Here is a 26,234-nt window from a genome sequence, read left to right as displayed (position 1 = left end):
ATGCGGCTCGCCGGCAAGGTCGCGATCGTCACCGGAGCTGCCGGCGGCATGGGGGAAGCGGCCGTCCGTCTGTTTGCGCGCGAGGGCGCAGCCGTTGCTGCGGTGGATCTGAGCGAAGAGGCGCTGCTGCCGCTGGTCAAGGAAGTATTGGACCATGGCGGGCGCGCCATTGCAATCGGCGCGGACGTGACCCGCGCAGCCGATGCTGCTCGCATTGCTGAGCTGAGCGAAGCTGCCTTCGGTCCACCCAATGTGCTGTTCAACAACGCCGGGGTGGATACCGAAGGCAAGCGGTCGATCCTGGACATCGACGAGGCAGATTTCGACAAGGTGGTAGAAGTGAACCTCAAGGGCGTATGGCTGATGATTAAGCACATTGCCCCCAGGATGATCGCCAATGGTGGCGGATCGATCATCAATACCGCCTCTATCGCGGCATTCATCGCGGCAAGCTCGGCTGGCTATTGTGCGTCCAAGGCCGGGGTGGTGGGACTAACCAAGGCGGCAGCTGTGGAACTGGGGCCGTTCGGCATCCGGGTGAACACGCTGTGCCCGGGCGCTACCGAAACCCCGCTTGCGGCCCGGCAGCATCGGGAGATGGAAGCCGCAGGCCTGCCGACCTCCAGCGAGATCATCGGGCGCATGGGTGTACTGGGTCGCATGGCCGACCCAATGGAAATGGCCCAGATGGCGTTGTTCCTGGCCAGCGACGATAGCGCGTTTGCCACGGGTGCCGACTTTGTCAACGACGGCGGATGGACCGCCATGAGCGGAATTCGCGTGCAAGATTTTGTCGGGGCGTGAGACCATGCCGAGCGGACATGATCGCCCGTCCGATATCTTCCAACCCAGGAGAAAACAGGCCTAATTGACCCTATAATCATGACGGTTACCCAGGAGAGTGGCAATGGCAACACAGATCGACAGCCGCCTGCGTTTTGAGCAAATCAAACCCAAGATAGGCGCGCGCGTACTGAATTCGAAACAGGAGCTGCTGAGCGGCGAGCTTAGCGAGGACATTCTTGCGCTGCTGGAAAAGAGCGGTGTGCTGGTGTTCCCCAGAATCGACTTTACCGATGAAGAGCAGGTCGCCTTCACCAACGCGCTGGGCGGCAATGCCAGAGAAATTTCCGGAAACGAGGTGTTCAAGGTCAGCCTCGATGAATCGATCAATGCCAAGGTAGCCGAATATCTCAAGGGTTCGCTCTACTGGCATATCGATGGTACCATGAATCCGGTTCCGATCCGCGCATCGATGCTGACCGCAAAGGTTCTGGCACCCGAAGGTGGGGACACCGATTTTGCCAACACGGCTACATCCTATGTGGACCTGCCGCAGGAAACCAAGGACAGGATCGCCGATCTGCGCGTCGTGCATTCGCTTTGGCGGTCGCAATTCTACCACACACCGGAACCGACTATGGAGCAGATCGAGGACTGGCAATCCAAGGGCGAGGCCGAATTGCCGCTGGTCTGCACGCACCGTTCGGGACGCAAGTCGATGGTGCTGGGCAATACCGCCCACTACGTCATCGGAAAGGACCCGAAGGAAAGCTATCGCATTCTGCACGGCCTTCGCGAATTCGCGACCAGCGAGCCCTATAGCTATCGCCACAAATGGACCGTGGGCGACACGGTAATCTGGGACAACCGCACGTCACTGCACCGCGCCACACCCTATGACCCATATTCTGGCCGCATGATGCACCGGACCATATTGGACGGCACCGAGGCCTGGGAGGAACAATGAGCATGTCCGACATCCTTACCACCACCCTCCAGGCCGAGGCGATCAAGCCAAAAATCGGTGCGCGCGTGCTCAATTCGAAGGAGGAACTGCTTTCCGGGGCGATCTCGGCCGATATCCGCAAGCTGCTGGAGCAGCGCGGCGTGCTGGTCTTCCCGCAGATCAGCTTCACCGATGCCGAACAGATCGCCTTTACCAAAACGCTGGGCACCTTTGCGCCCGAGCGGGCCGGCGGGGACGAAGTGATCAGCCCGATCACGATCGACGAGAAGGTGGCAGGCGCAACGGCGGAATATCTCAAGGGCTCGCTGTTCTGGCACATTGACGGCACGCGCAACGATGTGCCGATCCTTGCTTCCCTGCTGTCCTGCAAGAAGCCTTCGCCCAAGGGGACAGGCAATACCGGCTTTTCCAACACCTATGCCGCTTGGGACGATCTGCCCGATGACCGCAAAGCGAAAATCGAGCATCTGCGCGTGCTCCATGCGCCCTGGGCGACGCTGTTCTATCATGACCCGGAGCCGAGCCTCGCCAAGCTGCAGAACTATCTTGCCATCGGTGAAAAGGAACTGCCGCTGGTCTGGGCCCACCAGTCGGGCCGCAAGTCACTGGTCATCGGCAACACCGCCCATTCGGTGATCGGCAAGGCGCCCGGTGAAAGCGCCGCGATCCTTGTCGGCCTGCGGGAATGGGCGACGCAGGAGCAGTTCACCTACAGCCACGAATGGACCGAGGGCGACATGGTGATCTGGGACAATACCGGCACCATGCACCGGGCCGAATGGTACGATCCTGCCTCCGGCCGTCTTATGCACCGTACCAAGCTGGAAGGCGAAGAGCCATTCGAGTGATCGGCTGAATACCCGCAAAACAGAAGGGACCGCCGCCCGTCTGGTCGGCGGTCCGCTTGTATCAGGCTGGAGCGCTTAATCGAGATTGCGGGGGAAGGCCGAACCAATGAACCGCGCAAGATTCATGTGCAGGCTGCCGATGGCGCGTTCCATATAGGGGTTGGGCAGCGTACCACGGAAGCCGATGTTCTTCATGCCTTGCTGCACGGCGCGCATATTGGCGAAATCCTGCTGGAGGACCGGGGGCCAGTCTTCGGCTGCGGTATATTCCCATTCGGTCTGCGGTGCCTCGCCTTCGGGATAGAGTTCGTACACTGCAGCTTCGAAAATGCACTTGTCAGGATCGTCGCCAAAGGGCCGCGCAGCATAGCAGAGCATGTTGTTGACGGCGTGGCCGATCTGGAAATTGGGGAAGACCTGCCAGGCCGTGCCGCTCTTCGCCACATGCGCAGGCTGCACTACCGGCCAGACCACACCGCGCCTTGCATCGGCCTCGCGCGCGGATTTCAGCCAATGGGCGGAAACCTCGGGTGCAGGCGTGTCCTCTGGCAGCTCGTCCTTCAGCCGTAGTGCCGCATCGACCAGCGTGCGCGTGGTGTTGGTATTGGCATTTACCCAGGTGAAGACCTGCATGTCCGCCGTGGACTGGCGCGGGTCCTCGCCCGATCCCAGTCGCAGCTTGGCCTGGTCCTGCTCTTGTCCCTTGGGTGCCTCATAGCCGATATTGGTGTGAAGGCCGTGATTGCGCGCCCAGCCGCGGAATTGGCCGAACTGATTGAACTCGGGATGCGTGGTCTGCACGTGATAGGTTTCGTTGAACGCCTCCAGCGCCACCTTCCAGTTGCAGTCGAACACGATCCACTTGCGCCAGCGGCAGCGCATGTTCTGAAGGCCGAACGGATCGAGCATTTCGGGGATCGGTCCCAGCCATTCCTCCAGCGAGGGACCGTCGGGATCCAGGCTGATCCACAGCCACCCGCCCCAGTTGCCGCAGCGCACCTTGCCCAGCGCGGTGCGCTCAGGGGTCAACGCCCCCTGCCAGTCATCCTGATGCTGGACAAAGGTGCACTGGCCTTCGCGGTCGAAAGTCCAGCCATGGAAGCCGCAAATGAAGTTGCGCCGGTTGCCGCTTGCGTTGCGCTTGCCCTGGGGCGTGTCGACAAGACGGCGGCCGCGATGGGTGCAGACATTGTGAAACGCCCTGATAGTCCCGTCATCCGCCCGCAGGACGATGATGGAATCGTCGCCAATGTCATAGGTGACGAAATCGCCAGCCTCGGGAATGTCCTCTTCCCGGCCCGCCTGCAACCAGGCCTTGCGCCAGAGCCGGTCACGCTCCATCCGCGCATGATCGCGGGACACATAAGCCTCGGGGCTGATGGTAAAGGGCGCTTCGAGTTGCTCCGCCGTGTCGACGATCCGATCGCTTCTGCTCACTGTCCTGCCCTTTCCGCTGCGGTTGCTGGGGGTAGCATCGCTCCGAAAACCGGACAACGCGAGGGGGCTTGCCAGGGGCACATATCGGCCCGGCGAACTGTGCGCGCATGGATTTGGCAGCGCCAACCGGCTAGGTCAGAGGGCCGATCAGGAGAGTTACATGCCAGCACCATCCGTCCACCAAGGCCCGCTTGCCGGCCTTCGCGTCATCGATCTGACAAGCATGGTCTTTGGCCCTTATGCCACGCAGATCATGGCCGACATGGGGGCCGAGGTGATCAAGGTGGAACAGCCGGGCGGCGACGATACCCGGTATATCAACGCCGGACAGGAACCTGGCCTGGGCAGCATCTTCGTCAACTGCAACCGTGGCAAGAAGTCGGTGGTGCTCGACCTCCGCAGCGATGAAGGCAAGGAAACGCTGCGCCAGCTGGTTGCCAGTGCCGATGTCTTCATCCATTCGATGCGCGGCAAGGCGATTGCCCGTCTGGGTTTCGATTATGTTGCCGTCAGCGCGATCAAACCGGATATCGTCTATACCAACTGCTACGGCTTTTCGCGGCGAGGCCCCTATGCCGACAAGCCCGCCTATGACGATACCATCCAGGCAGAATGTGGCATTCCGCACGTCCAGGCGCTGATGAACGGAGAGCCCGGCTTTGTCGCGACGATCATGGCAGACAAGGTGGCGGGCCTGACGGCGCTTTATGCAACGGTCATGGCGCTGTTCCACCGCGAGCGTACCGGCGAGGGGCAGGAGGTCGAGATCGGCATGTTCGAGACCATGGCCAGCTTCATGCTGGTCGAACATGCCGGCGGCAGACTGTTCGACCCGCCGATCGGGCCGGCCCATTATCATCGCGCTGCCAACCGGCACCGCCGCCCCTACAGGACGAGCGACGGCCATGTCGCGGCGCTGATCTATAACGACCGTCACTGGAACGCCTTTGTCGAGGCCGTGAAGCCCGACTGGGTGACACCCGACATGGCGACACTGGCGCAGCGGGCAGGCCAGATAGACCACATCTATCAATGTCTTGGTGAAACCTTCAAGACTCGTTCGACAGCCGAATGGCTGGAATTGCTGGAATCGCTGAACGTGCCCGCCGCACCGCTGCGCACGACCGACGAACTGTTCGATGACCCGCACCTCAACCAGATCGGCTTTTTCGAGGAAGTGGAGACGGCGCAGGGCAATATCCGCTTTCCCGGCATACCGACCTGGTTTTCGAAGACTCCCGGCCGGGTGGCTGGCCCGACGCCGGCACTGGGACGGGATACCGACGCAGTGCTGGACGCCTTGAAGGATCAGGTATGACAGCCGTTGCGATCGTCACCGGAGCCAGTCGCGGCGCAGGTCGCGGGATCGCCATCGCGCTCGGCAGTCACGGCTGCACGGTCTATGTGACCGGCCGTTCCGACAGCAGCAGTGATACCGGAATGCCAGGCACGATCCATGAAACAGCCGCAGCCGTCACCGCAGCAGGTGGCAAGGGCGTGGCCATTCGCTGCGATCATGCCGATGACGCGCAGGTGCAGGCGCTGTTCGACCGGGTGGCACGGGATGCGAGCAGGCTGGACATTCTGGTCAACAATGCCTGTGCCATCCAGGATGCCCTGCACGCACCGGGCCAATTCTGGGAAAAGCCGCTGTCGCTTTCACAGATGATCGATGTCGGCGTACGGTCGAGCTATGTCGCCAGCTGGCATGCAGCGAGGGCGATGGTGAGGCAGGGCAGCGGCCTGATCGCATTCACCTCGTCGCCGGGGTCGGTTCATTACTGCATGGGGCCGGCTTATGGTGCGCACAAGGCCGGTCTCGACAAGCTGGCAGCCGACATGGCGGTCGATCTGCGGGATACCGGGGTTTCGGCCATATCGGTGTGGATGGGGGCACTGGCAAGCGAGCGGCTGCTGGCAATGATCGAGGCCGATCCGCAGAAATACGGGCACCTGCCTGCCATATTGGAACCGACCGAATATACCGGCCAGATCATCTGGGCTCTTTCGCAGGATCCGGAACTGACTTCGTTCTCGGGTCAGACCCTGATCGGCGCCGAACTCGGGCGGCGCTATGGCATAACCCGCCAGGATGGCAGCTTTCCGCCATCCGCGCGCGACACACATGGGGTGGAGCCGCGCATCCAGTATCCGCTGATCATCCGCTGACTACCAGCGTTCGCCATCGCTGCCGACCTCGATGGGCCTTTGATAGCTGCGATCTTCCTTGCTCCAGACCGACCTCAGAAAGCCCTTGCACATCGGGCCGTTGACCCAGTCGGCTTCTCCATCGAGCGACATTTCGACGGTGCAGCGTCGATAGAGCAGCCGCCATTGCATCTGGCCATCGGCTGCAGCGCGGCGCTCGAGCCGGTCGAAATAGCGGCCTGGCGCAATCTTCATGCTTTGCCGGTCGGGCGAGAGCATGGTCCCGATGACATAGCTTTCGCAATGCGCCGTATCGCCGTCGATCTCGCAATTGTGCGTGGTGATATGGTGCATGGTCGCCGAAAAGAAGCGGGCATGGCCGGCGTTGGCGCGTTCGGGATAATCGGGCGCGGGTGTGACAATCGGGCCGTGTTCATCAATGCCGTCGGGCCACCAGCAGGATTCGATCAGGTCGCAGTCCTGCCGGTCACGCCCGCGGGCTTCGCGCATGATGCAGTCGAGAATTTCCTGTCGGTCCTGAAGGTTGCGGACCGTGACTGCCAGCGCATCGAGATCGGATGCGCTCACCCGGGCTTCTTCATCAGCTCGATTTCCGCCTTGGCGGTTGCCAGCACCGAACCCAGCTGGTTGCACATCCGGCAATCGACAGCGACCATGTAGCGACCATCCTCGTCGACATATTTGTCGAGGATATTGCCGGTCATGATCGTGATATCGCCGGTCAGCGCAGGGCTGCGATAATGGGCGACCGAATGGCGCACCATGCCCCATTCGCTGGCCCAGCCCGCGAAATAGTCGGTGATCCAGGCCCCCATGGATGCGCCATAGCCATAGCCGCGCGGCATGCCGATATAGCGGGCCCAGCGCGGGAAGAGGTGGCCGCGCGACGGGCCGATATAGGCCCCATCGGTGTTTTCGGGATTGTTCGCTTCCTCGGTCGGGTCCTGTTCCGGCCCGGCCATCGGACCGACAAAGCCCAGTTCCTCCATGTTGAGATCGGTGCGGCGGTGCATCGAGCCCCATTGCGTGAAGGTATATGCACGCCATTCGGTGGTGAAGCTGACGATCGAATGGGGTCCGAAAACCCGTTCCGGCAGCGCAGTGTTGACCTCCACATCGTCCCAGTAGCGCGGCGAATGGCCCAGATAATGGAGCATCCTGATCCACGAATATTTGCGCACCTCCAGCTCTTCCAGTTCGTCATCGGTCCAGACCGGGTCTTCCTGGCCTTCGTTGGACCCTGCCTGACTCGCCTCGCCCGCGGCCTGCGCATAACGGATCGAGGTAGAACGCTGTTTGGCCACCAGATCGCCATGCTGATTGTAGTAGAAATTGTCGCCCCGCTGGAAGCAGGTCGGCCCGAAGGATGAGGTGTCCTTGATCTTGTAATCGAACGGAATCCGTTCGTTCCAGACACGGTCACCGCCCTTGATTCGCGGACCGTAGAACCACCATTCATCCCCGCCGAATAGCATATGCGAATTGGGAATGAGGCCGATGCAGGACGGCGCGGAACCATGACCATCGTCCATCGACACGGCAAAGCTCTGGGGGGCGATCAGCTCGCCAAACCGGCTCTGCATTGCGAACATGGAATCATAATGCAGGCGGTTGGGATAATGCATGGCCTGCACCCAGCGCCGGATATCGGTATTGGCAAACGGATCGACCATTCGCGCAGGCTGCATCGGCTTGCCGATATAATTGTCGAGATCGGAACAATCGAGCTTGATGTCGGGCATGGTCTTTTCCTCAGCTATGCCATGGTGCTGGCAAAGCGGCCCCGCCTAGGCAAGCTGCGGCGATGCAACCCGGCCACATATCGCCGGAGCATTGTTGCGTTTCTGCTGCACTGCAGCAAATCGGCCCGGCGATGCTTGTGCCGACAATTCCCCTCTCCCCTTTGCGCAACCCTGACCTGCGGTTACCAATTTTGCAGTCCAATCCGGCCCGACTTTCCGCCTGGCAAGGGAAACACCATGTCGACATCCCCCATGTACTCAGACAGCACCGTCCCCTTCCGCGTCACCGATCCACAGAAGATTCCGGTGAAGCGCTATTACGATCAGGGCTTTTATGATCTCGAGACCGACAAGCTGTGGTCGCGCACATGGCAGATGGCGTGCCGAGTTGAACAGATCCAGAATGTCGGAGACTGGATCGAGTATTCGATCCTGGGAAAGTCGGTCATCGTCACGCGGACCAAGGACGGCATACGCGGCTTTCACAATGCGTGCCGCCATCGGGGTGTGCAGCTGGTGCCTGGCGGCGGCCATGGCAACTGCAAGACACAGGGTTTCATCTGTCCCTTTCACGGCTGGCGCTGGAATGGCGAGGGCAAGAACACCTTTGTCTATGGCCGTCACCTGTTCGACGAGAGCCTGCTGGGTGAGGACGAACTGAAGCTGCCAGAATGCAGGGTCGAGGAAGCGCTGGGTTGCGTGTTTGTCAATTTCGATGACGACGCGCTGTCGCTGCGCGAAACCTGGGGGCCGGTCCTGGATGCGCTGGAAAAGCGGCTCCACGCCGACCAGCGCGCCGAATGGTGGTTCTCGACCGAGATTCCGGCCAACTGGAAGATCGCGATGGAAGCCTTCATGGAAGGCTATCATGTCATGCGCACCCATCCACAGCTCCAGCGAGCGGTTCCGAGCCTGTACAACTCAATGTATGGTCATGACACCGGCGGCATCGGCGATCAGGTCAATCCGCACTGGACCAAGGCAGAAAACATCGCCGCTCAGGTCAAGAATCTGGAACTGCTGAGCGAGGGCATGGCCGGCATGGTGCATGCGAAGGAGGTGGAGCTGGCCAGGATGGTCCCCGCCGATGTCCTGCCCGATGATCCGCAGCAGATGCTGATGCACTGGTTCGGTGCGGTCCAGCATACCATCGTCGAAGGGCTGAAGGCGCGCGGCGAAAATGTGCCCGACCTCAATGCCCTGGCTGTATCCGACCCCGTCCATGCGGTCGAGTTTCTCTTTCCGCACTATTTCCTCCTGCCGTTCTTCACCAGCACCAGCGCCTATCGCATTCGGCCGACCGGACCGGAAAGCTGCACCTTCGAGATCTGGTCGCTCACCCATTTTCCGAAGGGTGAAGAGCCCGACCCTGTCATGGAACCCACAGTCCTGCCGTATGACAGCGACCAGTTTCCGCCCATTCCGCGCCAGGATTATTCGAACATTCCCGTCCAGCAAAAGGGGCTCCACGCCAAGGGTTTCGAATTCATGCGCCTGAGCAAGGAAAAGGAAGGTATGATCAGCAACTACAACCGGATCATCGACGGCTATCTGGCCGATGCCCCGCGCGAAAAGCTGGCCTCAGCCACCCATACGCTCGGCGGAAATTTTGACGGCCAATTCTTCCTCTACGATTTTTGATGGCTGTCGCCGATGCACCGGCTGATGATATTCCTGAAGCGAAGGCCCGGCATGAGCCGTGCTAAATTTCGCGCCTATTACGAGGATCATCACGTTCCGCTCTGCATGAAGTACATGCGAGGAGCGCGACGCTATCAACGGCACTACATCGAGCCGGCTCCTGATGGCAGCGAAGGTCCTTGCGATGTCATCACCGAACTCTGGTTCGATAGCGCAGCCATCCGTGACGCCGTGCTCGCTGCCTTGCGCAGCGACGCGATGCCCGCCGATGTAATCGCCGACGAGGAAAAGCTGTTCGATCGCAGCAGAAGCCTGGCCTTCGCCGTTTCGGCGCATGAAACCGTGCTGGATCCGCTCGATGGTTGAGCACAAGGCCAGCGCAGCGGCCGAATGGCGCGGACATTTCATGCTGCCGGTGGCTGCGGCGCTGGGCTATGCGACCAGCGTCATCCATATCTATGGCATTGGACCCTATATCCAGCCGATGGCCGAAAGCTTGGGCTGGAGCCGTACCCAGGTGACTTTCGGGGTGACGATTGCTACGCTGGTCCAGGCGCTGATGAGCATCCCCGTGGGCCTGGCCGTTGATCGCTACGGCCCCAGGGCACTTGGCGTCGGCGGCGTGCTGCTTTCCGCCTCGGCCTTTGCGCTGATCGGAACCGCTACCGGCAATGCCCTGAACTGGTATCTGCTATGGCTGCTGATGGCCGCCGCCACACTGCCCGTCCAGGCGACGGTGTGGACCAGCGCGGTCGCATCACGCTTCGAAGCGTCGCGCGGCCTGGCCTTTGCCGTCACCCTGTGCGGTGCGTCGGTCGCGCAGGCCATATTCCCGTATCTCGGCGCACGGCTGATCGGCACGTTTGGCTGGCAACAGGCCATGGCCTGGCAGGCCGGCATCTGGATCGCCCTGGCGTTTCCCGTCATCTTCCTGTTCTTCCGCGGCGCGCGTGATCGGCCCCGCGGCGGTGGCAAGCGGATCGCCGCCGAGCCGGAGGGGGTCGTCGATGGCCTATCCTTCGCTCAGGGTATTCGCACGACCACCTATGCCCGGCTATTCCTGACATGCCTGATGCTCACCTTCGGCATGGTGGCGATGTCGATCCATTTCGTGCCGGTGCTGACCGCACGGGGTGCCACCGCCACCAGCGCTGCCGGAATCGCCTCGCTGATCGGCCTGGCCTCCATTGTCGGCAGGCTGGGCACCGGATTCCTGATCGATCGCTACCAGGCACGGCTGGTCGGCGGCAGCGTGTTCATCCTGCCCGCGACGGGCGCGATCATCCTGCTGTTCAGCGGCGCGGGCGGCCCGGGACCGATGCTTGCCGCACTGTTCATCGGCCTGACCCTGGGGGCAGAGATCGACGTGATCGTCTACATCCTCACCCGCTATTTCGGCCTTAGGGCCTTTGGCGCACTTTACGGCGCGCTGCTTATCGCGCTGTCGCTGGGTACCGCGATAGGTCCGCTGGTCGCGGCGCGAATATTCGACCAGACCGGAAGCTACGATCTGTTCCTGTGGACCACTGCCGGGCTGATGCTGGCCAGCAGCGCGGCGCTGTTCAGCCTGCCGCGTCCACCCCGCGCCGAGTGATCCGCACACGGCTCTGACGCACGATCAGCCCCAGAGCGCCTCGGCTGCAGCAAGGGCATGGCCGCCCCGCCCGCCCAGTTCACCGGTCAGCAGCTTTAGGCGGTAGGTCCACAGATGCAGCGGATGTTCCAGTGTCATCCCCATTGCCCCCATGAACTGGTGGAGATCGTAAACCACCTCCCGCGCCGATTCCTGAGCATGGAAGGCGGCGAGCGCCGCATCTGAAACAACCAGCGTATGCGCCGCCTTCATCGCCAGCCAATAGACGCCGTTGGTGCGCACCTGCGCTTCGGCCAGTCGGTGCCGCATCGCCTGAAAGGTTGCCAGCGGTCGCCCGAACTGCTGCCGTTCGGAGACATATTGGCACACGCTCGCCAGCGCCGCCGCCAGCAGCCCTGAGGCTTCCGCGGCCAGCGCCACGCGCCAAAGGGTGCGCAACTGCTGCGGGTCGACATCATGCACCCGGCGGTCTTTTGGCATCGCGCTAAGGGTACCCACCGGATAGGCATAGATCGCTTCGGGTTCGGCGCGGACATGTTCCGGCGTTGCCACGAAACTGGTCACGGTCTCGCCCAACACGACCACGGTTGCCCCTTCGCGCAGAAAGCGCACTGGACGATGCAGGTCATGGTCTTCGACCAGACAGATCGGCCCGGTCACATTCTCGCCCAGGACAGGACGCACGATCGCTGAAAAGGCCGCTTCGGTTGCCTGTGGCAGACGCGCGATCCGCTCGACGATGAGCGCAGCCGTGCCGGTGCCGAGCTCCGGATCGAAGCCAACGTCCAGAAAGCCGCCATGGGCCAGCGCTGAGTCGAGTGCGGGATCGGTCAGTGCAAAACCGGTTTCGTGCAGCACGACATTCTCGAAGGGCCGCGCCAGAGCATCAAGTGCATCGCGGATGGCGATCTGGTCGGCATTGAGGGAAAGGTCCATCAGCGGGGCTCCCTGGGCAGCTTGAGCACATCAGTCGCGATGATGTTGAGCTGGATTTCGGCCGCACCTGCTGCAATTCCGGCCACGATGCCGCGCTGGTGGTGCATTTTCAGGTACGGATGCGCATCGGCGAGCGCTTCGGGCAGATACTCGACCACGAACTCTGCCACTCGCCGCTCGGCCATCACCGTGGCAAACCGCGCCGAAGAGCTTTCCGCACCGATCTGCTCGCCCGCTGCGCGGCGGGTGACGATCGCATAGCTCGCGGTCCGCGCGGCTTCGCACAGTGCCGCACAGCGCGCGGCATCGATCCTGACCGCATCGCTGCGCCACTGCCCCTTCGGCTTGAGCAGTTCCACCGCCCGGTCGAGCGCGGCGCGCGCCAGGCTGTAGCGCGGAATACCCAACCGCTCGTTGACCAGGCTGTAGGCGATGATCTCCCACGCCTGGCCTTCTTCTCCGAACAGCGCCCCGCGGGGTACCTTCATGTCGTCGAAGAACACCTCGTGAATGTCGCCTTCGCCGATCAGCGAAGGGATCTGCCGCACGGTAATTCCCGGCGTATCCATCGGTACCAGCAGGATCGAAATGCCCCGCTTGCGATCGTCCGAAGTGCGGCACAGCAGGAAGCAGGTGTCGGCCAGCCCCGCATAGGATGTCCAGATCTTCTGCCCGTTGACCCGGTAGTGGTCCCCCTCCAGAACGGCGCGGGTGCGCAGCGAGGCGAGGTCCGATCCCGATCCCGGCTCCGAAAAGCCCTGGCACCACAGCGCACGCCCCTCGGCGATGGGGGGCAGATAGCGGGCCTGCTGCTCGGGCGTGCCGTACTTGATCAGCGTCGGGCCGATCCAGTTGACGTTCATGTACTGGCCACCGCGTGGTTCGCCTGCGATCCACATTTCCTCGGCCAATATCGTCTGGTGCCACGGATCCAGCCCCTGCCCGCCAATCTCCCGGGGCCAGTGAGGCGTCAGCAGATCCTGTTCGGCGAGCTTTCCGCAGAATGTCTCGGCATAGCGGGTCAGTGACGGAGAGGCCGGTCCGTGCTGGGAAAACCGTTCCCAATCCTCGGGCAAGGTCGCGGTCAGAAAGTCCTTCAGCCGCTGCCGGAAGGCCTGCTCTTCGGGTGTCCAGTTGAAATCCATGGGTTGTAGCATTGCCGAGAGGCCCGGAAGCCCGCAAGCGGTGCAGGGCTCCGCATCAAAGACATTGCCGGGGCGATGCAGACCACCATCCTGCCCATCGCCAACGGGATATCTCCTCGCCCGGCTTGCGAAACGGTCCGCGAAAGGGCCTAGCTTTCCGCCATGCATCACATGGAACACGACCTCGATTGCCTGCGTGCGGATTTGCGTGCATGGCTATTGGCCAACCGCCCCGCAGACTGGCGCGATGCCGCCACGCATGAACAGTTTGTCAATGGTCAGCGCTGCTGGTTCGCAAAGCTGGTCGAGGCAGGTTATGCCATCCCGCACTGGCCTGCCGAATGGCCGGGTGGTGGACGCAGCCTGGTAGAGCAGAAGGTGATCTATGAAGAGTTGGCGCGCGCCGACGCGCCGCGATTGCTGCTTTCGTTCGTGTCCACCTATCATGCCTTTGCCACCCTGCACGAGTGCGGCAATGCCGATCAGAAGGCGCGCTATCTGCCCGGCATCCTGCAAGGCGAAACCTGGTGCCAGGGCTTTTCCGAACCTGGTGCGGGCTCCGACCTTGCCGCCGTTCGCACCCGGGCGGAGCGCCGCGGAAATGTCTATGTCGTCAACGGCCAGAAGGTCTGGTCGACCATGGCGCAATATGCCGATCGCTGCCTGCTGCTCGCACGCACGTCGAGCGAAGGGGCTAAGCAGGCGGGGCTGACCTATTTCCTGATGGACATGAACGCTCCCGGCGTGACGGTACGGCCGATCCACCAGATCCAGGGTGACGAGGAATTTGCCGAGATATTCCTCGACAATGTCGAGATACCGGTATCCGAACGCATCGGCGAGGAAGGCGGCGGCTGGGCGGTGGCGCAGACCACGCTCTCGTCCGAGCGAGGCCTGACGCTGATGGAACTGGGCTACAGGATGCGCGGCGCGCTTGCGGGCATTGCCGATCTTGTCAAGCGCACCGGCCGCGCGAGCGATGCCGGGGTGCTTCGCGATCTGGGCAATCTGGTAGCTCAGGTCGATGCCGTCTGCGCGCTGGCCGACCAGTTTCTGGAAAACCGCATGACCGGTGTCGAACGGGTCGGCGATGCCTCCATCGTCAAGAATGCCTATTCGCGCGCGCTCAGGGCCTATGCCGCCTTCGGCGTGAGGCTGGGCGGCGTTGAAGCGCAATATCGCACCGCGATAACCTATGGCGATCTGAACAGCGGCAACTGGATGGCGGATTTCATGAACAGCTATGCCTGGACCATTGCGGGTGGCAGCGAGGAGGTTCAGCGCAACATCATTGCCGAACGGATGCTCGAAATGCCGCGCGAACCAAAGTCATGGGTGCTGGCATGACAATCTCGCGCGAGGAACTGCGCGATGCGGCGCGCAAGGCACTGGGCGGCGAGGGACTTGCCCCGGACGCAATACGGAGCTGGGAACAGCTGGTCGAGATGGGCTGGTTTGCGCTGACCCTGCCCGAGGATCGGGACGGACTGGGTCTGGGCGCCGAAGCGCTTGCAGCGGTGCATATCGAACTGGGCAGGGCGCTGGTTCCCGGCGCAGCCATGGCGCAGATGATCGCCATCGAGGTGCTGGCTGCTGCGCCCGACTTTTCCGGGCGCGATGACATTCTTGCCGCTGCGGTAGCGGGTGAACGGATCACGCTTTCGTTTGATCTGCACCGCGAGGATGCAAGGGAAGCCATGGCAGATGCGGATCTTGCCCGGCACGCCCTGCTCTTCTCGCAAGACCGGATCGCACTGGCGCCTGTCACATCGGTTGATGCCCGTCCGACATGGGATGAAGGCCGCCGCCTGTTCGATGTGACTACAGGCGAGGAAACGGTTGTTGCAACCGGTTCCGATGCACAGCGCATCCGCCAGCAAGCCGAGGCAAGCCTTCTGGTTGCACTTTCGGCAGACAGTATCGGCGGGGCCGAGGCCGCGCTGGAGATGACGGTCGAATATCTGAAGACTCGCCGCCAGTTCGATCGGCCGCTCGCGCTGTTCCAGGCGCTCAAGCATCGCGTTGCCGACATGCGGATTGCCGTCAGTGCGGCTGAGGCGCTGCTATGGAACCGGGCTGGGCGAGCGGCTGGCGAACTGACCGATCTCGCCGCACTCAAGGCGCTGGCGACATCGACCTATCTGGCCGTGGCAGAGGAAGCCATCCAGCTGCATGGCGGGATCGGCCTGACGGTGGAGCACCCCTGTCACCTGTTCCTTAAGCGCGCCTTTCTCAACGCAGCACTTGGCGGTAGCGCGGATCACTGGAACGAACTGGTCGGAAAGGCCGCATTGCAGAGCATGGTCGAGTAATCCCGAACGGCACTTGCGCGCAGGATAGCTGCAAAAAGGGCCGGTGTGCGAATGACACCCCGGCCCTTCATGCTGGCGCTTCCGGGCGCTAACCTCCCCCAAGGCGCAACACCGGAATGCCGGAGTGATTTCGGCTGAAGTGCAGCGCTGCATGCCAACCGAAATCACCGAAATCGGCCCGCTCCCTTCGGCATCATGTCGGGAACAGGCTATAGGCGCATCAATCCATCAGCATCCGTGCCGCCGCGACAATATCGGCGGGCTGGATGATGAAGGCATCTTCCAGCACCTTGGCAAACGGCACCGGGCATTGCGGCGCACCGAGGCGCTTGACCGGCTTCTTGAGCTGACCAAAAAGCTCTTCATTGATCGTCGCGGCAATTTCTGCCCCCGGGCCGAACGATCGGACCGCCTCGTGCACGATCATCGCCCGCCCCGTCTTCGCAACCGATTCCAGTACGCATTCGCGGTCCCAGGGCGAGATGGTACGCAGGTCGATCAGCTCGGCAGAAATGCCCGCTTCGGCCAGACCCTGCAGCGCCATCTGGCAGCGCAGCACCTGCGATGACCATGAAACGATCGTAAGATCGCTGCCCGGCACCACGACCTTGGCCTTGCCCAGCGGGATCGGACCCTGATCAGCGGCGACCTCACCCGGCGCGAACAGGGTCATGCCGCCTTCAATGAAGATGCACGGATCGGGATCGTCGATGCATGACAGCAGCAGCCCCTTGAGATCGGCAGGGTTCGAACCCGCCACCACCTTGATGCCTGCGGTATGCGCAAACCAGCCTTCGAGATAGTCCGAATGCTGGCCCGCCGTCTGCCAGCCTGCGCCGGTCAACGTGCGGATGGTGAGCGGCACGCTGGTCTGCCCGCCGGACATGAAGCGCAGCTTTGCGGCATGGTTGACGATCATGTCCATCGCCACGGTGGTGAAGTTCATCAGCATGATCTCGGCGACGGGCTTGTAACCTGCCATCGCTGCACCGATGGCCGCACCGATGATCGCTTGTTCGGAAATCGGGGTCGAGCGCACACGCTTGGTTCCGAATTTCGTCGAAAGGCCCTTCATCGTCCCGGTGACCCCGCCACCTTCCTGGTCGCCGACATCCTCGCCCAGCACCAGCACCTTGGGATCGGCTTCCATGGCTTGCACCATCGCGGCGTTGATCGCCTGGATGCCATTCATCTTCACGGTATCGCTCATGCCGGCATCTCCTCGGCAAACACATCGCGGCGTAGTTCGTCCACCGACGGCACCGGACTGTTAAGGCCAAACTCCTGCGCTTCGGCAATCTCTGCCTCGAGCGCGAATTGCATCGCGGCCAGTTCATCCTCCGTTGCATGGCCTTCCGCCACCAGTCGGGCGCGCAGTGCGGGCAGCGGATCGGCCTCGATGGCTGCCGCCTTCACCGCCTTGTCCATGTAGAAATCATCGTCGCCCAGCACATGGCCAAGGAAACGGAAGGTCTTGCACTCGAGCAGGGTCGGTCCCTCGCCGGCGCGCGCGCGTTCGAGAGCGGCAGACACGCTGGCATACATGTCGTCGGGATCGTTGCCGTTCACCGTATAGCCCGGCATGCCATAACCGGCAGCGCGCTTGGAAATGAAGTCGACCGCCGTGCTGTCCTCGAACCTCGTATGTTCAGCAAAGCCGTTGTTCGCGCAGACAAACAGGACCGGCAGCTTCCATGCGGCCGCCATGTTCAGCGCCTCATGGAACGCGCCGATATTGGCCGCGCCATCGCCGAAATAGGCGACGACCACGCGCTTGGATTCATCGAGCAGCGCGGCCCAGGCCAAGCCATTGGCGATCGGCATCGACGAGCCCACGATACCGGTCGTGACCATGATGCCCATATCAGGATAGGTCAGGTGCATCGGACCGCCCTTGCCCTTGCAGGTGCCATCGACACGGCCTGCTATTTCGGCCCAGAGCGGTTTCAGCGGCATGTCCTTTGCCACCATGTCCTGTATGCCGCGATAAATGGTGCAGATCTGGTCGTCGCGGTTGAGCAGATGCGAGATGGTGGCCGGAATCACCTCTTGCCCGCGCGCCGAATAATAAGGCATTTGCAGGCGCCCGCGGCGCAGTGTCGCGCGGATTGCATCGTCATTTCGCTCTACCCGGAGCATGCGCCGATAGATATCGACCAGCGCCTTTCCGTCCGGCTTGGCGGCGTTGCTGAGCTCTGCCATTTCTTCCCCTAATCGGTTTGTTGAACTTGGCCGCGACTTTCGGTTTTGGGGACCCGAAGGTCAACCGCGCCACGGCGATATCTGCCCTGGCAGGGAGCCTGCGAGCCAAGTCCGGCTATAGGGTGCAAAGACGTTCCACTGGATAGAAGGAGAGACCGATGGCCGACCGCAACGACATCGAGCAGGCCGCAGAGCGTGTCATTTCGCTGGAAGCGGAGCTGGAATCGGCAGGCAATGCAACGACAGGGGGTGCCGATCTCGCCTTCATCCGATCGGCGCTGCACCAATGGGTGGACAGCGTGGTCGGCGCCGTCGCATCGCCGGGGGTCGGGCGCGTCACACTGATCCATGCCAATGGCAACCAGACCAAGATTGCCTCGCCCGAGCTGCCCTATCTGCTGACCCGGCCGGTTTCCTTCGACTGACCGGATACCAGGCCTCTTCTAGAGCAGGTTGTCCATGCCCGCTGCATGCTTGGCCGCTACATAGCCAAAGGCCAGTGACGGGCCGATACTCGCCCCTGCCCCGACATAGACCCCGCCCATGACACTGGCAGCGGAGACGCCGCACGCATAGAGCCCGTCTATCACTGATCCGTCCTCGCGCAATACCCGCGCCCGTTCATCGGTCACCGCGCCGCCATAGGTGGAGACATCCCCAGGCACCACATCCACGGCGAAATATGGCCCCTGATCGATCCTGCCCAGTGCCGGATTGGGCTTGAGATACGGATCGCCCAGCCATTTGTCATATTCACGGCTGCCGCGGCCGAAATCGGCGTCATGGCCTGAATCGACAAAGCCGTTCCAGCGGGCGACCGTGGCCTCCAGCGCCGCGGCCGGTACACCGATCTTCTCGGCCAGACCGGCCAGTGTGTCGGCCTCCTTCAGATAGCCGCTGTCCTTCCATGCCTGGTAGTGCTTTGCCATTTTCACACCCGCAATCGGATAGGTTGCCGCAAAGCGCGAATCGAAAATGGCCCAGCTCGGTATAGCGGGGATGGTGCGGTTCCGTTCGAACATCGTCTGGCAATACAGTTCGTAACTGCCGCCTTCGTTCATGTAGCGCTGGCCCGACTGATCGACCAGAATCGCGCCCGGCTTCCCGGTAAGGCTCTGCGCAGGCGGCTTGACAAAGGCCTGTTCCCAGCCGGGCATGCGCGTCATCTGATAGCCGACCATCTGGTCCATCTGGCCCAGCGCAGCGCCAACGCGCTCGAACTCGACATGCATGTCGCCGGTGTCGCCTTCCGGCGTGTTCGACCATGCTGCCTGGGTTCCCGGCATGAACCGATCGCGCATCACCTGGTTCTGCGCAAAGCCACCCGCGTTCACCAGCACGCCCAGCCGTGCGGCGATGCGGCGCGGTTGCCCGTCTACCTCTGCAACCACGCCCGTCACGCCGTCACCTTCCGCGATCAGCTCGCGCACAGGGCTGTTGGTGCGCACATCGGCGCCTGCCGCTAGGACCGCCTTGAGCAGCCGTCCCTGCAGCGCGGCACCGGCGGAAACCCATTGCTTGCCAGTCAGCTTGCCCGCGATCACGCGCCCGGCAATCCGCGCGAGCAGCAGCTTGATTTTCCAGCTGCGCCCGACCCAGGGCAGCTTCATGCCTTCGGAAAGCATGGCAGGCTGGCTGATGAACCCGGGGCGTAGCCTCGCAGCCCACTCGCGGCCTAGTTCGGCCTTGTCGAAATAGCGCGCGGTGACGGTGCGGCTGGTCTTGCAGCCGCCGGGGACATCATCGTAATAATCGGGCCAGAAGTCCGCGCCGCGGGCCAGCTCGATGCCGTTGGCGATAAGGAAATCGATCATCTTGCGCGCTTCGACCACATAGGCCCTGCGCTTTTCGGGGGTCGAGCCTGGTAGGTTCTCTGCCAGCGCTTCAAGATAGGTTATGCCCGCCTCCACGCTGTCTTGCTCGCCGGCTGCGCGCATCAGCGCATTGTCCGGCACCCAGATCACGCCGCCCGACTTGGCCGTGGTACCGCCGACATAAGGTGTCTTCTCCAGCACCAGCACGCTCTTGCCGGCCTGCCGCATGACCAGGGCCGAGGTCATCGAACCGGCCCCGCTGCCGACCACCACCCAATCGAACGTCTCGTCAAATCCGGACATCATGCGCTCTCCCTGCCCGAAGGTTAGAACCATCGTGGAAAGCCGACACAAGGCCGAACCCGGCCCTTGCTGCGCTTATCGCCGGGGCGGAGTGGGATTGCGACAAAGCCGTGATATGCAAGCCCGATGACGACACCGCCCGATTATCAAACCCTGCTGCTGCAACGCCGTGGCCGCCTGCTGGTGATGACACTGAACCGCCCCGACAGCCTCAATGCCTTCAACCTTGCCCAGCACGACGAAATGGCAGACGCACTGGCTTTCGCACGCGAAGATGCGCAATCGGATGTCATCTTGCTGACCGGGGCCGGGCGCGCGTTCAGCGCGGGCGGTGATCTCGATCACATTGCCGCCAACGCCGCCGAGCCGGAACGATTCGACCACGAAATCCAGGTTGCAAGGCGGATCGTGCTGACACTGCTGGACATTGCAAAGCCTGTGATCTGCCGAATGAACGGCCATGCCGTCGGCCTGGGGGCAACAATCGCGCTGTTCTGCGACGTGATCTTTGCGGCTGATCATGCCAAGATCGGTGACCCGCATGTCGGGCTCGGCCTGGTCGCGGGCGACGGCGGCGCGATCATCTGGCCGCAGCTGATCGGGTTGGCCAGAGCAAAGGAATATCTCCTCTCGGGCAAGCTGCTGACGGCAACGCGGGCAGCGGAAATCGGGCTTATCAACCATGCCCTGCCCGGCGATCAGCTGGACCAGGCGGTCGATGCATTTTGCGATCAACTCCTTGCCGGTGCGCAACAGGCCATTCGCTGGACCAAGGAACTGACCAATATCGAGCTGAAGCGCGTCACTGCCGCGCTGCTCGATATTGGCCTGGGTCTGGAGTCGCGTTCCGTGCGGACCAGCGATCACCGCGAGGGGGTTGCCGCGCTGAGGGAACGGCGCGCGCCCCGCTTCGGCAGCTGACGGGATTGCAGCCAGCCGGATTACCGACTGGCCGGCCCAGCGGCGAGCATCGCCTTGGCAAGATCGAGAATATGCCTGAGATCGTCCTGGGCCGAAGGGATTGCCTTGCGGAAAGTGGCAAAGCCGTGGATGTTTCCTTCAGCCTCATAGAAGCTGACTGGTACGCCTGCCTCGGCGAGCTTGCTGGCAAAGGCCCTGCCCCCGTCACGCAGCGGGTCCAGCGACGCCGTCGCCAGCACCGTCGGCGGGAAATCCACGAGATCGGCCAGCAGCGCGGAATGGCGCGGGCTGTTCACATCGGGCGCGAAGGCCTCATTGTAATAAGCGGTGTCAGCCGTATTCAGCCCATAGCCATCGCCGAACTGCGCCACCGAGGGATAGGTTCGCGAGCCATCGGCCATCGGATAGAAGGCAAGCGCCAACCTGACCGGTACTGCGGCAGGCTTGTCACGCAGCGCCAGCGCCGTGGAGAGCGTCAGCGTGCCGCCCGCGCTGTCGCCTGACAGGACCAAACCTGTAACCTCGCGTCCCAGGGCAGCACCATTCTGGGCGACCCAGCGCGCCGCAGCCTCGGCATCGTCGGGTGCCGCCGGCCACTTGTTCTCGGGTGCCAGCCTGTACTCCACCGACACCACCGGCATGTCGAGCTGCCTTGCGATTTCCGCAGCAAAAGAAGCATGCGTTGCGATACTGCCGACGATGAAGCCGCCGCCGTGATAGAAGACGACGACCGGACCGGGTTCGCGCGTCGCGCGCGGATCGAACATACGCAGTTCGATCGGACCGGCCGGTCCGGGCATGGTCAGCTTGCGGTCCACCGCCAGTTCAGGCACGGGCAGTTCCGACATCGACATCATCACGGCCAATTGCTCGGGCGGGATATTGCGGATCATCGCAATGGTCTGGTCGTTCATCGGCGGGCGCGGCTGTTTGGCGAGCGCATCAAGATAGGCCTGCGCATCATCGCGAATATGGGGTCTGATCATGGTGGCTCCTGAATCGGAAAGATCGGCGGCACTTACCGGAGGGAAAGACAGGGCGGCACAAGCCGCCAGGATAAGAAGCTGGATAGCGTTCCTCATGTCTTTTGCTCTCTTCCGATCTGGTCCAGGCTCATCCAGCTTCGCGCGGTATTCGATCGCCTGATCGCCTCGAGTATCCGCTCTATCTCGAGCGCGCGCCGGAAATCGGGCGCTGGATGACCCTGGCCGGATATGGCATCGACCAATCCCTTCATGGTGATTGCCATCGGAAAACTGGGCGGTATTTCGGCCTCCCAATCGAGCGCGATATCCGGATGGGACTTGTAGGCCTCCGGCATGGCGATGAGTTCCATTACCCCGCCAAGCTGACCGCCATGGAGCACGCAATCCCGCGCCGTCGGGAAGGTCGGGGATTCGGCCCGCAAGCGCCCCTTCGTTCCGTGCAAGTCAATCATCCAGCCGCTGGCCAGCGGCATGTTCCATCCGACCTGCATCGTCATCGTCAAACCGGAACGGAACTTCAGGATCACATTGGCAAAGTCGTTGGTCTGCGGCGTGATCGTGTCGCCATCGGGATAGACCCATTGCTTCAATACCTGCGTATCGTCGGCCACCAACCGGTCGACCGGGCCCAGCATCCGCGTCAGTACGTGCAGCATGTGGCTGCCGTTATTGCGAACCGCGCTGACCCCCGCGCTACCATCGGCAAACCAGCCATAGGGAAAGCGCTTGTCGGGGCGATTGAACAACGAGAGGTTGAAATGGCAGATTCCGCCGAGCGGTTCGCCGATATAGCCATCATCCAGCATAACCTGCATCTGCCGATGCGCGGGCAGATGCTCGCTGAACGCATCGATCACGCCAAGGGTGTGCGAACCGGCCAGAGCAGCATCGATAGCCAGGGCGCCGGCCCAGTCGGGCGCATGCGGGCAGGCATTGTATATGTGCTTGCCGTTGCGGATGGCCGCCAGAACCATCGGCAGGCGCACGGATGGCCGCGTGCCCAGATCGACGATATCGATATCGGGATCGGCGCACATGGCCTCGGCATCCCAGAAAGCGAGGGGGAGCCCCAGCCGCTGCTGCGCTGCGCGGGCAGTCTGCTCGCACGACGTGCAGATCGCCGTGACCTCGACCCCGGGAATGGCGCGCCAGGCCGGCAGATGGGCAAAGGCCCCCCAGCCTGCACTGACGATCCCGACGCGGAGGGTCACCGGTGCGGTCCGTTACTCGATATAGCCGATGACAGTACCGACCTCGTAGGTCTCGCCCTCCTGAGCAACGATGCGCAGGATACCGCTGGCGGGTGCCTCGACCTCGTTGGTCGACTTGTCCGCTTCAAGCAGGAACAGTGCCTCGCCTTCGGACACTTCCTCGCCGTCGCCGAACAGCCATTCCGCGATTTGGCCCTCGTTCATCGAGAATCCGAGCTTGGGGAGCAAAACTTCTACTGCCATCGAACCTGTCCTCGAAATTGAATTCGTCAATCGGTTACCGGAACGGCAGGCCGAGGCAATTCGCTTTGCGGCGAAGCTGAGCAAGCATCGTCGCTGCGATAGGATGCCAAGGTTGGGGTGGTCAGTCGCGCCCTTCTGCCCAGCCTTCGCCCTCGCCTGGTTTCAGTGTGCGCCCGGGCACCTTGCCCGATGCAGTCATCAGATCGAAACCGATCGCATCGGCCCAGGGCTCGACCGGCACGCCGAATGCGGACAGCGCCCAGCTGGTCATCACGTAATGGCCGATGCTCATCACCAGATCCATCCGCTGGCGAATTTCCAGCTGCTGCTCGATCCTGGCCCACAGTGCATCATCGACGCCATGATGGTCGATGAGCGCATCGACGGTGTCGAGGACGACAACGTCGCTCTCTGCCCATTCATGGCCGTCGGGATGGCTCTTGATCGCGGAGATTTCTTCCAGCGTGATCCCGCAATTGAGCGCATAGCCCACATGATGATGCCATTCATAGGCAGACTGTACCCGCCAGGCGACGCGAAGGATCAGCAGCTCCAGCTGACGCGTGCTTAGCGTGTTGGCCATCAGCAGCTGCTTGCCCCAGTGGTTGTACGCCATCCCGAGGCCGGGATGATTGCCCATGACCGGCAGGATGGACGTTTTCGATCCTTCCTCGCGCGCATTGGGTTCGCCCCAGAAGGCAAAGACATCGCGTGCCTCTTCGGTCCACTGGTCCTTGGGCATTGGCGGAATGCGCTGGGTCATGATCTGGGCCTCTTGCTGTGTTTGATGAAATTCAATGAATTACGGATGCCGGTTCGGCGGGTACCTGCCATGCACCGGCCGCCGCAAAATCCTTGCGGCAGATCATACCGGCCCAGAAGGCAAGAATGGCCGCAGGCACCCCGACAAACAGCACGGCTCGCATCGCCATCCCCAGGGACTCCTGTCCGTAGGTCGGCGCGAGCATATCCGACAGCCAGCCGACGAAAAGTGGGCCGCCGCCCAGCCCGATGACGTTGATCGTGACCATCAGCACGGCGACCGCCACCGACCGGGCATGCACCGGAGCGAGGCCGGAAATCACCGCCATCAGCGGCGCCGCAGAAAGACCGCCGACCAGCATGTTGAGGCCCAGCAGCGGAAACACGCTCGTTCCAGGGCCATTGAGCATGACAAAGGCGATCGCCGTCGCGCCGAGCGCGCTGAAAACCTGGATCCAGATGTACCAGCGGACATCGCGGCGACCCAGGAAATCGGCAATCGGGCCACCAACTGAATGCCCGATCACCGAGCCCAGGAAAAGCGCGCCGCCCATGACGAGGCCTGCCTCGCGCGCAGACATGCCGAAGCTGCGCTCCATATAGGCCGGTGTCCAGCTGACCAAGCCCATGGTGAGCAACGTCGTCAGCGACGCGGCAATGATTACAAGGGGCAAGGTCCGCACCGCCAGAATGGCGCGAAGCGTTTCCCCGAATGGCCTTGTCTGCATGGCGGCTGCAGAGTTGCGATCAGCAAGGCCGGGCGGAACATCGCGCAAGGTGAACCACACCAGCGGCACCAGGACCAGGCCGGGCAGCGCCGCCAGCATCATGGCGTTGCGCCAGCCATATTCGCTGGTCAGGAAACCGCCAAGCGCCGGACCGCTGAGATGCCCGATCGATGCGCCTAGCAGGAAGACCGAGAGCGCCGTGGCCCGCTGTTTCATCGGGAAAAGGTCGGCAATCCAACTTTGTGACGGCGGCGTGAAGCCCCCCTCGCCCAGACCGATGGCCGCACGCCCCAGCAGCAGCGGAAAAAAGCTCCGAGCTTGGCCGCAGATCAGTACGGCGAGGCTCCAGGTGGCGGCCGCAATGGCGACGATCTTGCGCTTGGACCATCGGTCGGCAAGTCGCGCCAGCGGAATGACAGCCAGGATATACACAATCGTGACCGCCAGATCCTTGGCAAGGCCGATCTGCGTATCGCTGAGGCCCAGGTCCGCCTTGATCGGGCCGACCATCACCGCCATCATGTAACGTTCCCCAGTGACCGACGCGGATACCAGCATCATCACGAACAGGAACCACGAACGGTAGCGCATGCTCGGCAGAGCATGGCCCTGTCCATCCTGTAGTCGCGCCGGCGCGGCTTCGAATTCTGCTGAAGGCTTCATCGAGATTCCCTCTTGGCAAGAACTGCACTTTCTGTGGTGCAATCGGGATGGACAGGCCGGAGGCTGCGCAACTCGGCACGGGCGGCAGCCATGTCGGCTGCAAACTGTGGTTCGCTCTTCAGTGCCTCGACCACGGGGTCCGCCAACCTTGCACCCGCCGCCACATCGCTCACGAAATGGACGTTGCAGATGCGGCGGCTGTCGCCAAAGTCCGTGCCGCGCTGGAGCAGCGCCTTGCTCCGCGCGGGCAGCAGGTCGGCGAGGATCAGGGCCCAGCCATAACCGATCGTCGCATGGCCCGAGGGATAGGAGGCGTTGCCACGCAAGCCGGCCTCATCCTGCGGTGTGCAGATCGGCTGGCCATTGCCCTCGAACGGCCGTTTGCGCCCGAAATGCTGCTTGGGAGCGGCCGATATGCGGGCAAAATCCGGCAGCGTCTTGCGCAGCAACGCATCGGTCAGCGGGGTCGCTTCGGGACCGATGACCCGGCCGGCTGCACAGGAGAACGCACCGGTTGCGCTGGGCGAGCGCAGATCGGCATCGCTGGTCGCCAGTGTCCAGCGCGCAGTGCCACGCAGCGCGAGCGCGGCCTGTTCCTCGCGCCGGTCCCTCGCCATCTCGGCACTGCCATGCGCGGGTGGCGGCGGGACCAGCGCCATGCCGTCCAGCGCCTTTTCGGCCGGGATGTATCCGGGCACCATCAGCGGACGCATGGCTGAAGCCGGTGCCTGTTGCGTCGGCGCTACCGGCGGTGGCGCAGCATCCTGCCCCCCGCCGGCGAGGAGCAGTGCCAGAACCGGCACGAAAGCTGTCATTGCGCGCCTCAT

General features: G+C 62.6%; 26 protein-coding genes. 12 read left to right on the top strand and 14 right to left on the bottom strand.

Annotated features, from left to right (window positions below; all coding sequences use genetic code 11):
- The 3 genes from LI72_RS11015 to LI72_RS11005 all read left to right on the top strand — a co-directional run bounded on the left by LI72_RS11015 (position 1) and on the right by LI72_RS11005 (position 2,598).
- Entirely contained in the window at positions 1 to 804 is an 804-nt protein-coding gene (locus LI72_RS11015) for an SDR family NAD(P)-dependent oxidoreductase (protein WP_033925885.1), read from the top strand.
- A gap of 103 nt (positions 805 to 907) precedes the next feature.
- Positions 908 to 1,750 (top strand): TauD/TfdA dioxygenase family protein, encoded by an 843-nt coding sequence (locus tag LI72_RS11010; RefSeq protein WP_052129735.1) that lies wholly within the window; start codon positions 908 to 910, stop codon positions 1,748 to 1,750.
- Between the two features lie 2 nt (positions 1,751 to 1,752).
- Positions 1,753 to 2,598, top strand: coding sequence for a TauD/TfdA dioxygenase family protein (locus LI72_RS11005; RefSeq protein ID WP_033925884.1), 846 nt, complete (start codon positions 1,753 to 1,755; stop codon positions 2,596 to 2,598).
- A 75-nt stretch (positions 2,599 to 2,673) separates the two neighbouring features.
- Here LI72_RS11005 and LI72_RS11000 read toward each other — a convergent pair whose 3' ends face one another.
- The gene (locus LI72_RS11000; protein WP_033925883.1) at positions 2,674 to 4,035 is read right to left on the bottom strand and encodes an aromatic ring-hydroxylating oxygenase subunit alpha; all 1,362 of its coding nucleotides are present in this window, start codon (positions 4,033 to 4,035) and stop codon (positions 2,674 to 2,676) included.
- 160 nt (positions 4,036 to 4,195) lie between these two features.
- On the opposite strand from LI72_RS11000, the gene LI72_RS10995 reads away from it, so the two are divergent.
- Both LI72_RS10995 and LI72_RS10990 read left to right on the top strand, forming a co-directional pair.
- The gene (locus LI72_RS10995) at positions 4,196 to 5,353 is read left to right on the top strand and encodes a CaiB/BaiF CoA transferase family protein (protein ID WP_033925882.1); all 1,158 of its coding nucleotides are present in this window, start codon (positions 4,196 to 4,198) and stop codon (positions 5,351 to 5,353) included.
- Positions 5,350 to 6,204, top strand: a complete 855-nt coding sequence (locus LI72_RS10990) for an SDR family NAD(P)-dependent oxidoreductase (protein WP_033925881.1) — start codon at positions 5,350 to 5,352, stop codon at positions 6,202 to 6,204. Before LI72_RS10995 ends, LI72_RS10990 begins: the two co-directional genes overlap by 4 nt.
- On the opposite strand, the gene LI72_RS10985 is transcribed toward LI72_RS10990, so the two are convergent.
- The gene (locus LI72_RS10985; protein WP_052129734.1) at positions 6,205 to 6,771 is read right to left on the bottom strand and encodes a nuclear transport factor 2 family protein; all 567 of its coding nucleotides are present in this window, start codon (positions 6,769 to 6,771) and stop codon (positions 6,205 to 6,207) included.
- A complete protein-coding gene (locus LI72_RS10980; protein WP_033925880.1) occupies positions 6,768 to 7,946 on the bottom strand; it encodes an FAS1-like dehydratase domain-containing protein in 1,179 nt (392 codons plus the stop codon). The genes LI72_RS10985 and LI72_RS10980 overlap by 4 nt, the downstream gene beginning before the upstream one ends.
- 237 nt (positions 7,947 to 8,183) lie before the next feature.
- Here LI72_RS10980 and LI72_RS10975 point away from each other — a divergent pair, with 237 nt between their 5' ends.
- From LI72_RS10975 to LI72_RS10965, 3 genes are read left to right on the top strand one after another with little or no spacing between them, the layout of a single operon-like run.
- On the top strand, positions 8,184 to 9,587 hold the full coding sequence (locus LI72_RS10975; RefSeq protein ID WP_231562441.1) for an aromatic ring-hydroxylating oxygenase subunit alpha: 1,404 nt from the start codon (positions 8,184 to 8,186) through the stop codon (positions 9,585 to 9,587).
- Positions 9,588 to 9,599: 12 nt separating this feature from the next.
- On the top strand, positions 9,600 to 9,953 hold the full coding sequence (locus LI72_RS10970; RefSeq protein ID WP_033925878.1) for an EthD domain-containing protein: 354 nt from the start codon (positions 9,600 to 9,602) through the stop codon (positions 9,951 to 9,953).
- Positions 9,946 to 11,181, top strand: coding sequence for an MFS transporter (locus LI72_RS10965; protein WP_033925877.1), 1,236 nt, complete (start codon positions 9,946 to 9,948; stop codon positions 11,179 to 11,181). Before LI72_RS10970 ends, LI72_RS10965 begins: the two co-directional genes overlap by 8 nt.
- A 24-nt stretch (positions 11,182 to 11,205) precedes the next feature.
- Here LI72_RS10965 and LI72_RS10960 read toward each other — a convergent pair whose 3' ends face one another.
- Positions 11,206 to 12,117 carry an acyl-CoA dehydrogenase family protein gene (locus tag LI72_RS10960; RefSeq protein WP_033925876.1) on the bottom strand — a complete coding sequence of 304 codons (912 nt, stop codon included), beginning with the start codon at positions 12,115 to 12,117 and terminating at the stop codon, positions 11,206 to 11,208.
- Complete coding sequence (locus tag LI72_RS10955; RefSeq protein WP_033925875.1) at positions 12,117 to 13,262, bottom strand: acyl-CoA dehydrogenase family protein; 1,146 nt, start codon at positions 13,260 to 13,262, stop codon at positions 12,117 to 12,119. Before LI72_RS10955 ends, LI72_RS10960 begins: the two co-directional genes overlap by 1 nt.
- Before the next feature lie 162 nt (positions 13,263 to 13,424).
- Here LI72_RS10955 and LI72_RS10950 point away from each other — a divergent pair, with 162 nt between their 5' ends.
- Both LI72_RS10950 and LI72_RS10945 read left to right on the top strand, forming a co-directional pair.
- Positions 13,425 to 14,609: an acyl-CoA dehydrogenase family protein gene (locus LI72_RS10950; RefSeq protein WP_231562440.1), complete on the top strand. Its 1,185-nt coding sequence runs from the start codon at positions 13,425 to 13,427 to the stop codon at positions 14,607 to 14,609.
- On the top strand, positions 14,606 to 15,574 hold the full coding sequence (locus LI72_RS10945) for an acyl-CoA dehydrogenase family protein (RefSeq protein WP_033926308.1): 969 nt from the start codon (positions 14,606 to 14,608) through the stop codon (positions 15,572 to 15,574). The genes LI72_RS10950 and LI72_RS10945 overlap by 4 nt, the downstream gene beginning before the upstream one ends.
- A 220-nt stretch (positions 15,575 to 15,794) precedes the next feature.
- Here the strand turns inward: LI72_RS10945 and LI72_RS10940 are convergent, their stop codons facing one another.
- Together LI72_RS10940 and LI72_RS10935 are read right to left on the bottom strand one after the other, a co-directional pair.
- Positions 15,795 to 16,784, bottom strand: a complete 990-nt coding sequence (locus LI72_RS10940) for an alpha-ketoacid dehydrogenase subunit beta (protein ID WP_033925873.1) — start codon at positions 16,782 to 16,784, stop codon at positions 15,795 to 15,797.
- The gene (locus LI72_RS10935) at positions 16,781 to 17,776 is read right to left on the bottom strand and encodes a thiamine pyrophosphate-dependent dehydrogenase E1 component subunit alpha (protein ID WP_033925872.1); all 996 of its coding nucleotides are present in this window, start codon (positions 17,774 to 17,776) and stop codon (positions 16,781 to 16,783) included. The genes LI72_RS10940 and LI72_RS10935 overlap by 4 nt, the downstream gene beginning before the upstream one ends.
- A 158-nt stretch (positions 17,777 to 17,934) precedes the next feature.
- Between LI72_RS10935 and LI72_RS10930 the strand changes: the two genes are divergently transcribed.
- Complete coding sequence (locus tag LI72_RS10930) at positions 17,935 to 18,201, top strand: hypothetical protein (protein WP_033925871.1); 267 nt, start codon at positions 17,935 to 17,937, stop codon at positions 18,199 to 18,201.
- A gap of 18 nt (positions 18,202 to 18,219) precedes the next feature.
- On the opposite strand, the gene LI72_RS10925 is transcribed toward LI72_RS10930, so the two are convergent.
- Positions 18,220 to 19,896, bottom strand: a complete 1,677-nt coding sequence (locus LI72_RS10925) for an FAD-dependent oxidoreductase (RefSeq protein ID WP_331378360.1) — start codon at positions 19,894 to 19,896, stop codon at positions 18,220 to 18,222.
- Positions 19,897 to 20,019: 123 nt separating this feature from the next.
- Here LI72_RS10925 and LI72_RS10920 point away from each other — a divergent pair, with 123 nt between their 5' ends.
- The gene (locus LI72_RS10920; RefSeq protein ID WP_033925870.1) at positions 20,020 to 20,814 is read left to right on the top strand and encodes an enoyl-CoA hydratase/isomerase family protein; all 795 of its coding nucleotides are present in this window, start codon (positions 20,020 to 20,022) and stop codon (positions 20,812 to 20,814) included.
- Between the two features lie 20 nt (positions 20,815 to 20,834).
- Here the strand turns inward: LI72_RS10920 and LI72_RS10915 are convergent, their stop codons facing one another.
- From LI72_RS10915 to LI72_RS10890, 6 genes are all read right to left on the bottom strand, one after another.
- Complete coding sequence (locus LI72_RS10915; protein ID WP_052129732.1) at positions 20,835 to 21,800, bottom strand: alpha/beta hydrolase; 966 nt, start codon at positions 21,798 to 21,800, stop codon at positions 20,835 to 20,837.
- A 92-nt stretch (positions 21,801 to 21,892) separates the two neighbouring features.
- Complete coding sequence (locus tag LI72_RS10910) at positions 21,893 to 23,011, bottom strand: Gfo/Idh/MocA family protein (protein ID WP_033925868.1); 1,119 nt, start codon at positions 23,009 to 23,011, stop codon at positions 21,893 to 21,895.
- A gap of 12 nt (positions 23,012 to 23,023) precedes the next feature.
- Positions 23,024 to 23,254, bottom strand: a complete 231-nt coding sequence (locus tag LI72_RS10905) for a biotin/lipoyl-containing protein (protein ID WP_033925867.1) — start codon at positions 23,252 to 23,254, stop codon at positions 23,024 to 23,026.
- 121 nt (positions 23,255 to 23,375) lie between these two features.
- Entirely contained in the window at positions 23,376 to 24,017 is a 642-nt protein-coding gene (locus LI72_RS10900) for a carboxymuconolactone decarboxylase family protein (protein ID WP_033925866.1), read from the bottom strand.
- 31 nt (positions 24,018 to 24,048) lie between these two features.
- Positions 24,049 to 25,407 (bottom strand): spinster family MFS transporter, encoded by a 1,359-nt coding sequence (locus LI72_RS10895; protein WP_033925865.1) that lies wholly within the window; start codon positions 25,405 to 25,407, stop codon positions 24,049 to 24,051.
- A complete protein-coding gene (locus tag LI72_RS10890; protein WP_033925864.1) occupies positions 25,404 to 26,234 on the bottom strand; it encodes an acid phosphatase in 831 nt (276 codons plus the stop codon). Before LI72_RS10890 ends, LI72_RS10895 begins: the two co-directional genes overlap by 4 nt.

It is taken from the genome of Sphingomonas sp. 35-24ZXX (genome assembly GCF_000786215.1).
GTDB lineage: Bacteria > Pseudomonadota > Alphaproteobacteria > Sphingomonadales > Sphingomonadaceae > Blastomonas.
The sequence above is the reverse complement of the archived record's forward strand: the minus strand, read 5'-3'. Positions and strand labels throughout refer to the sequence as shown.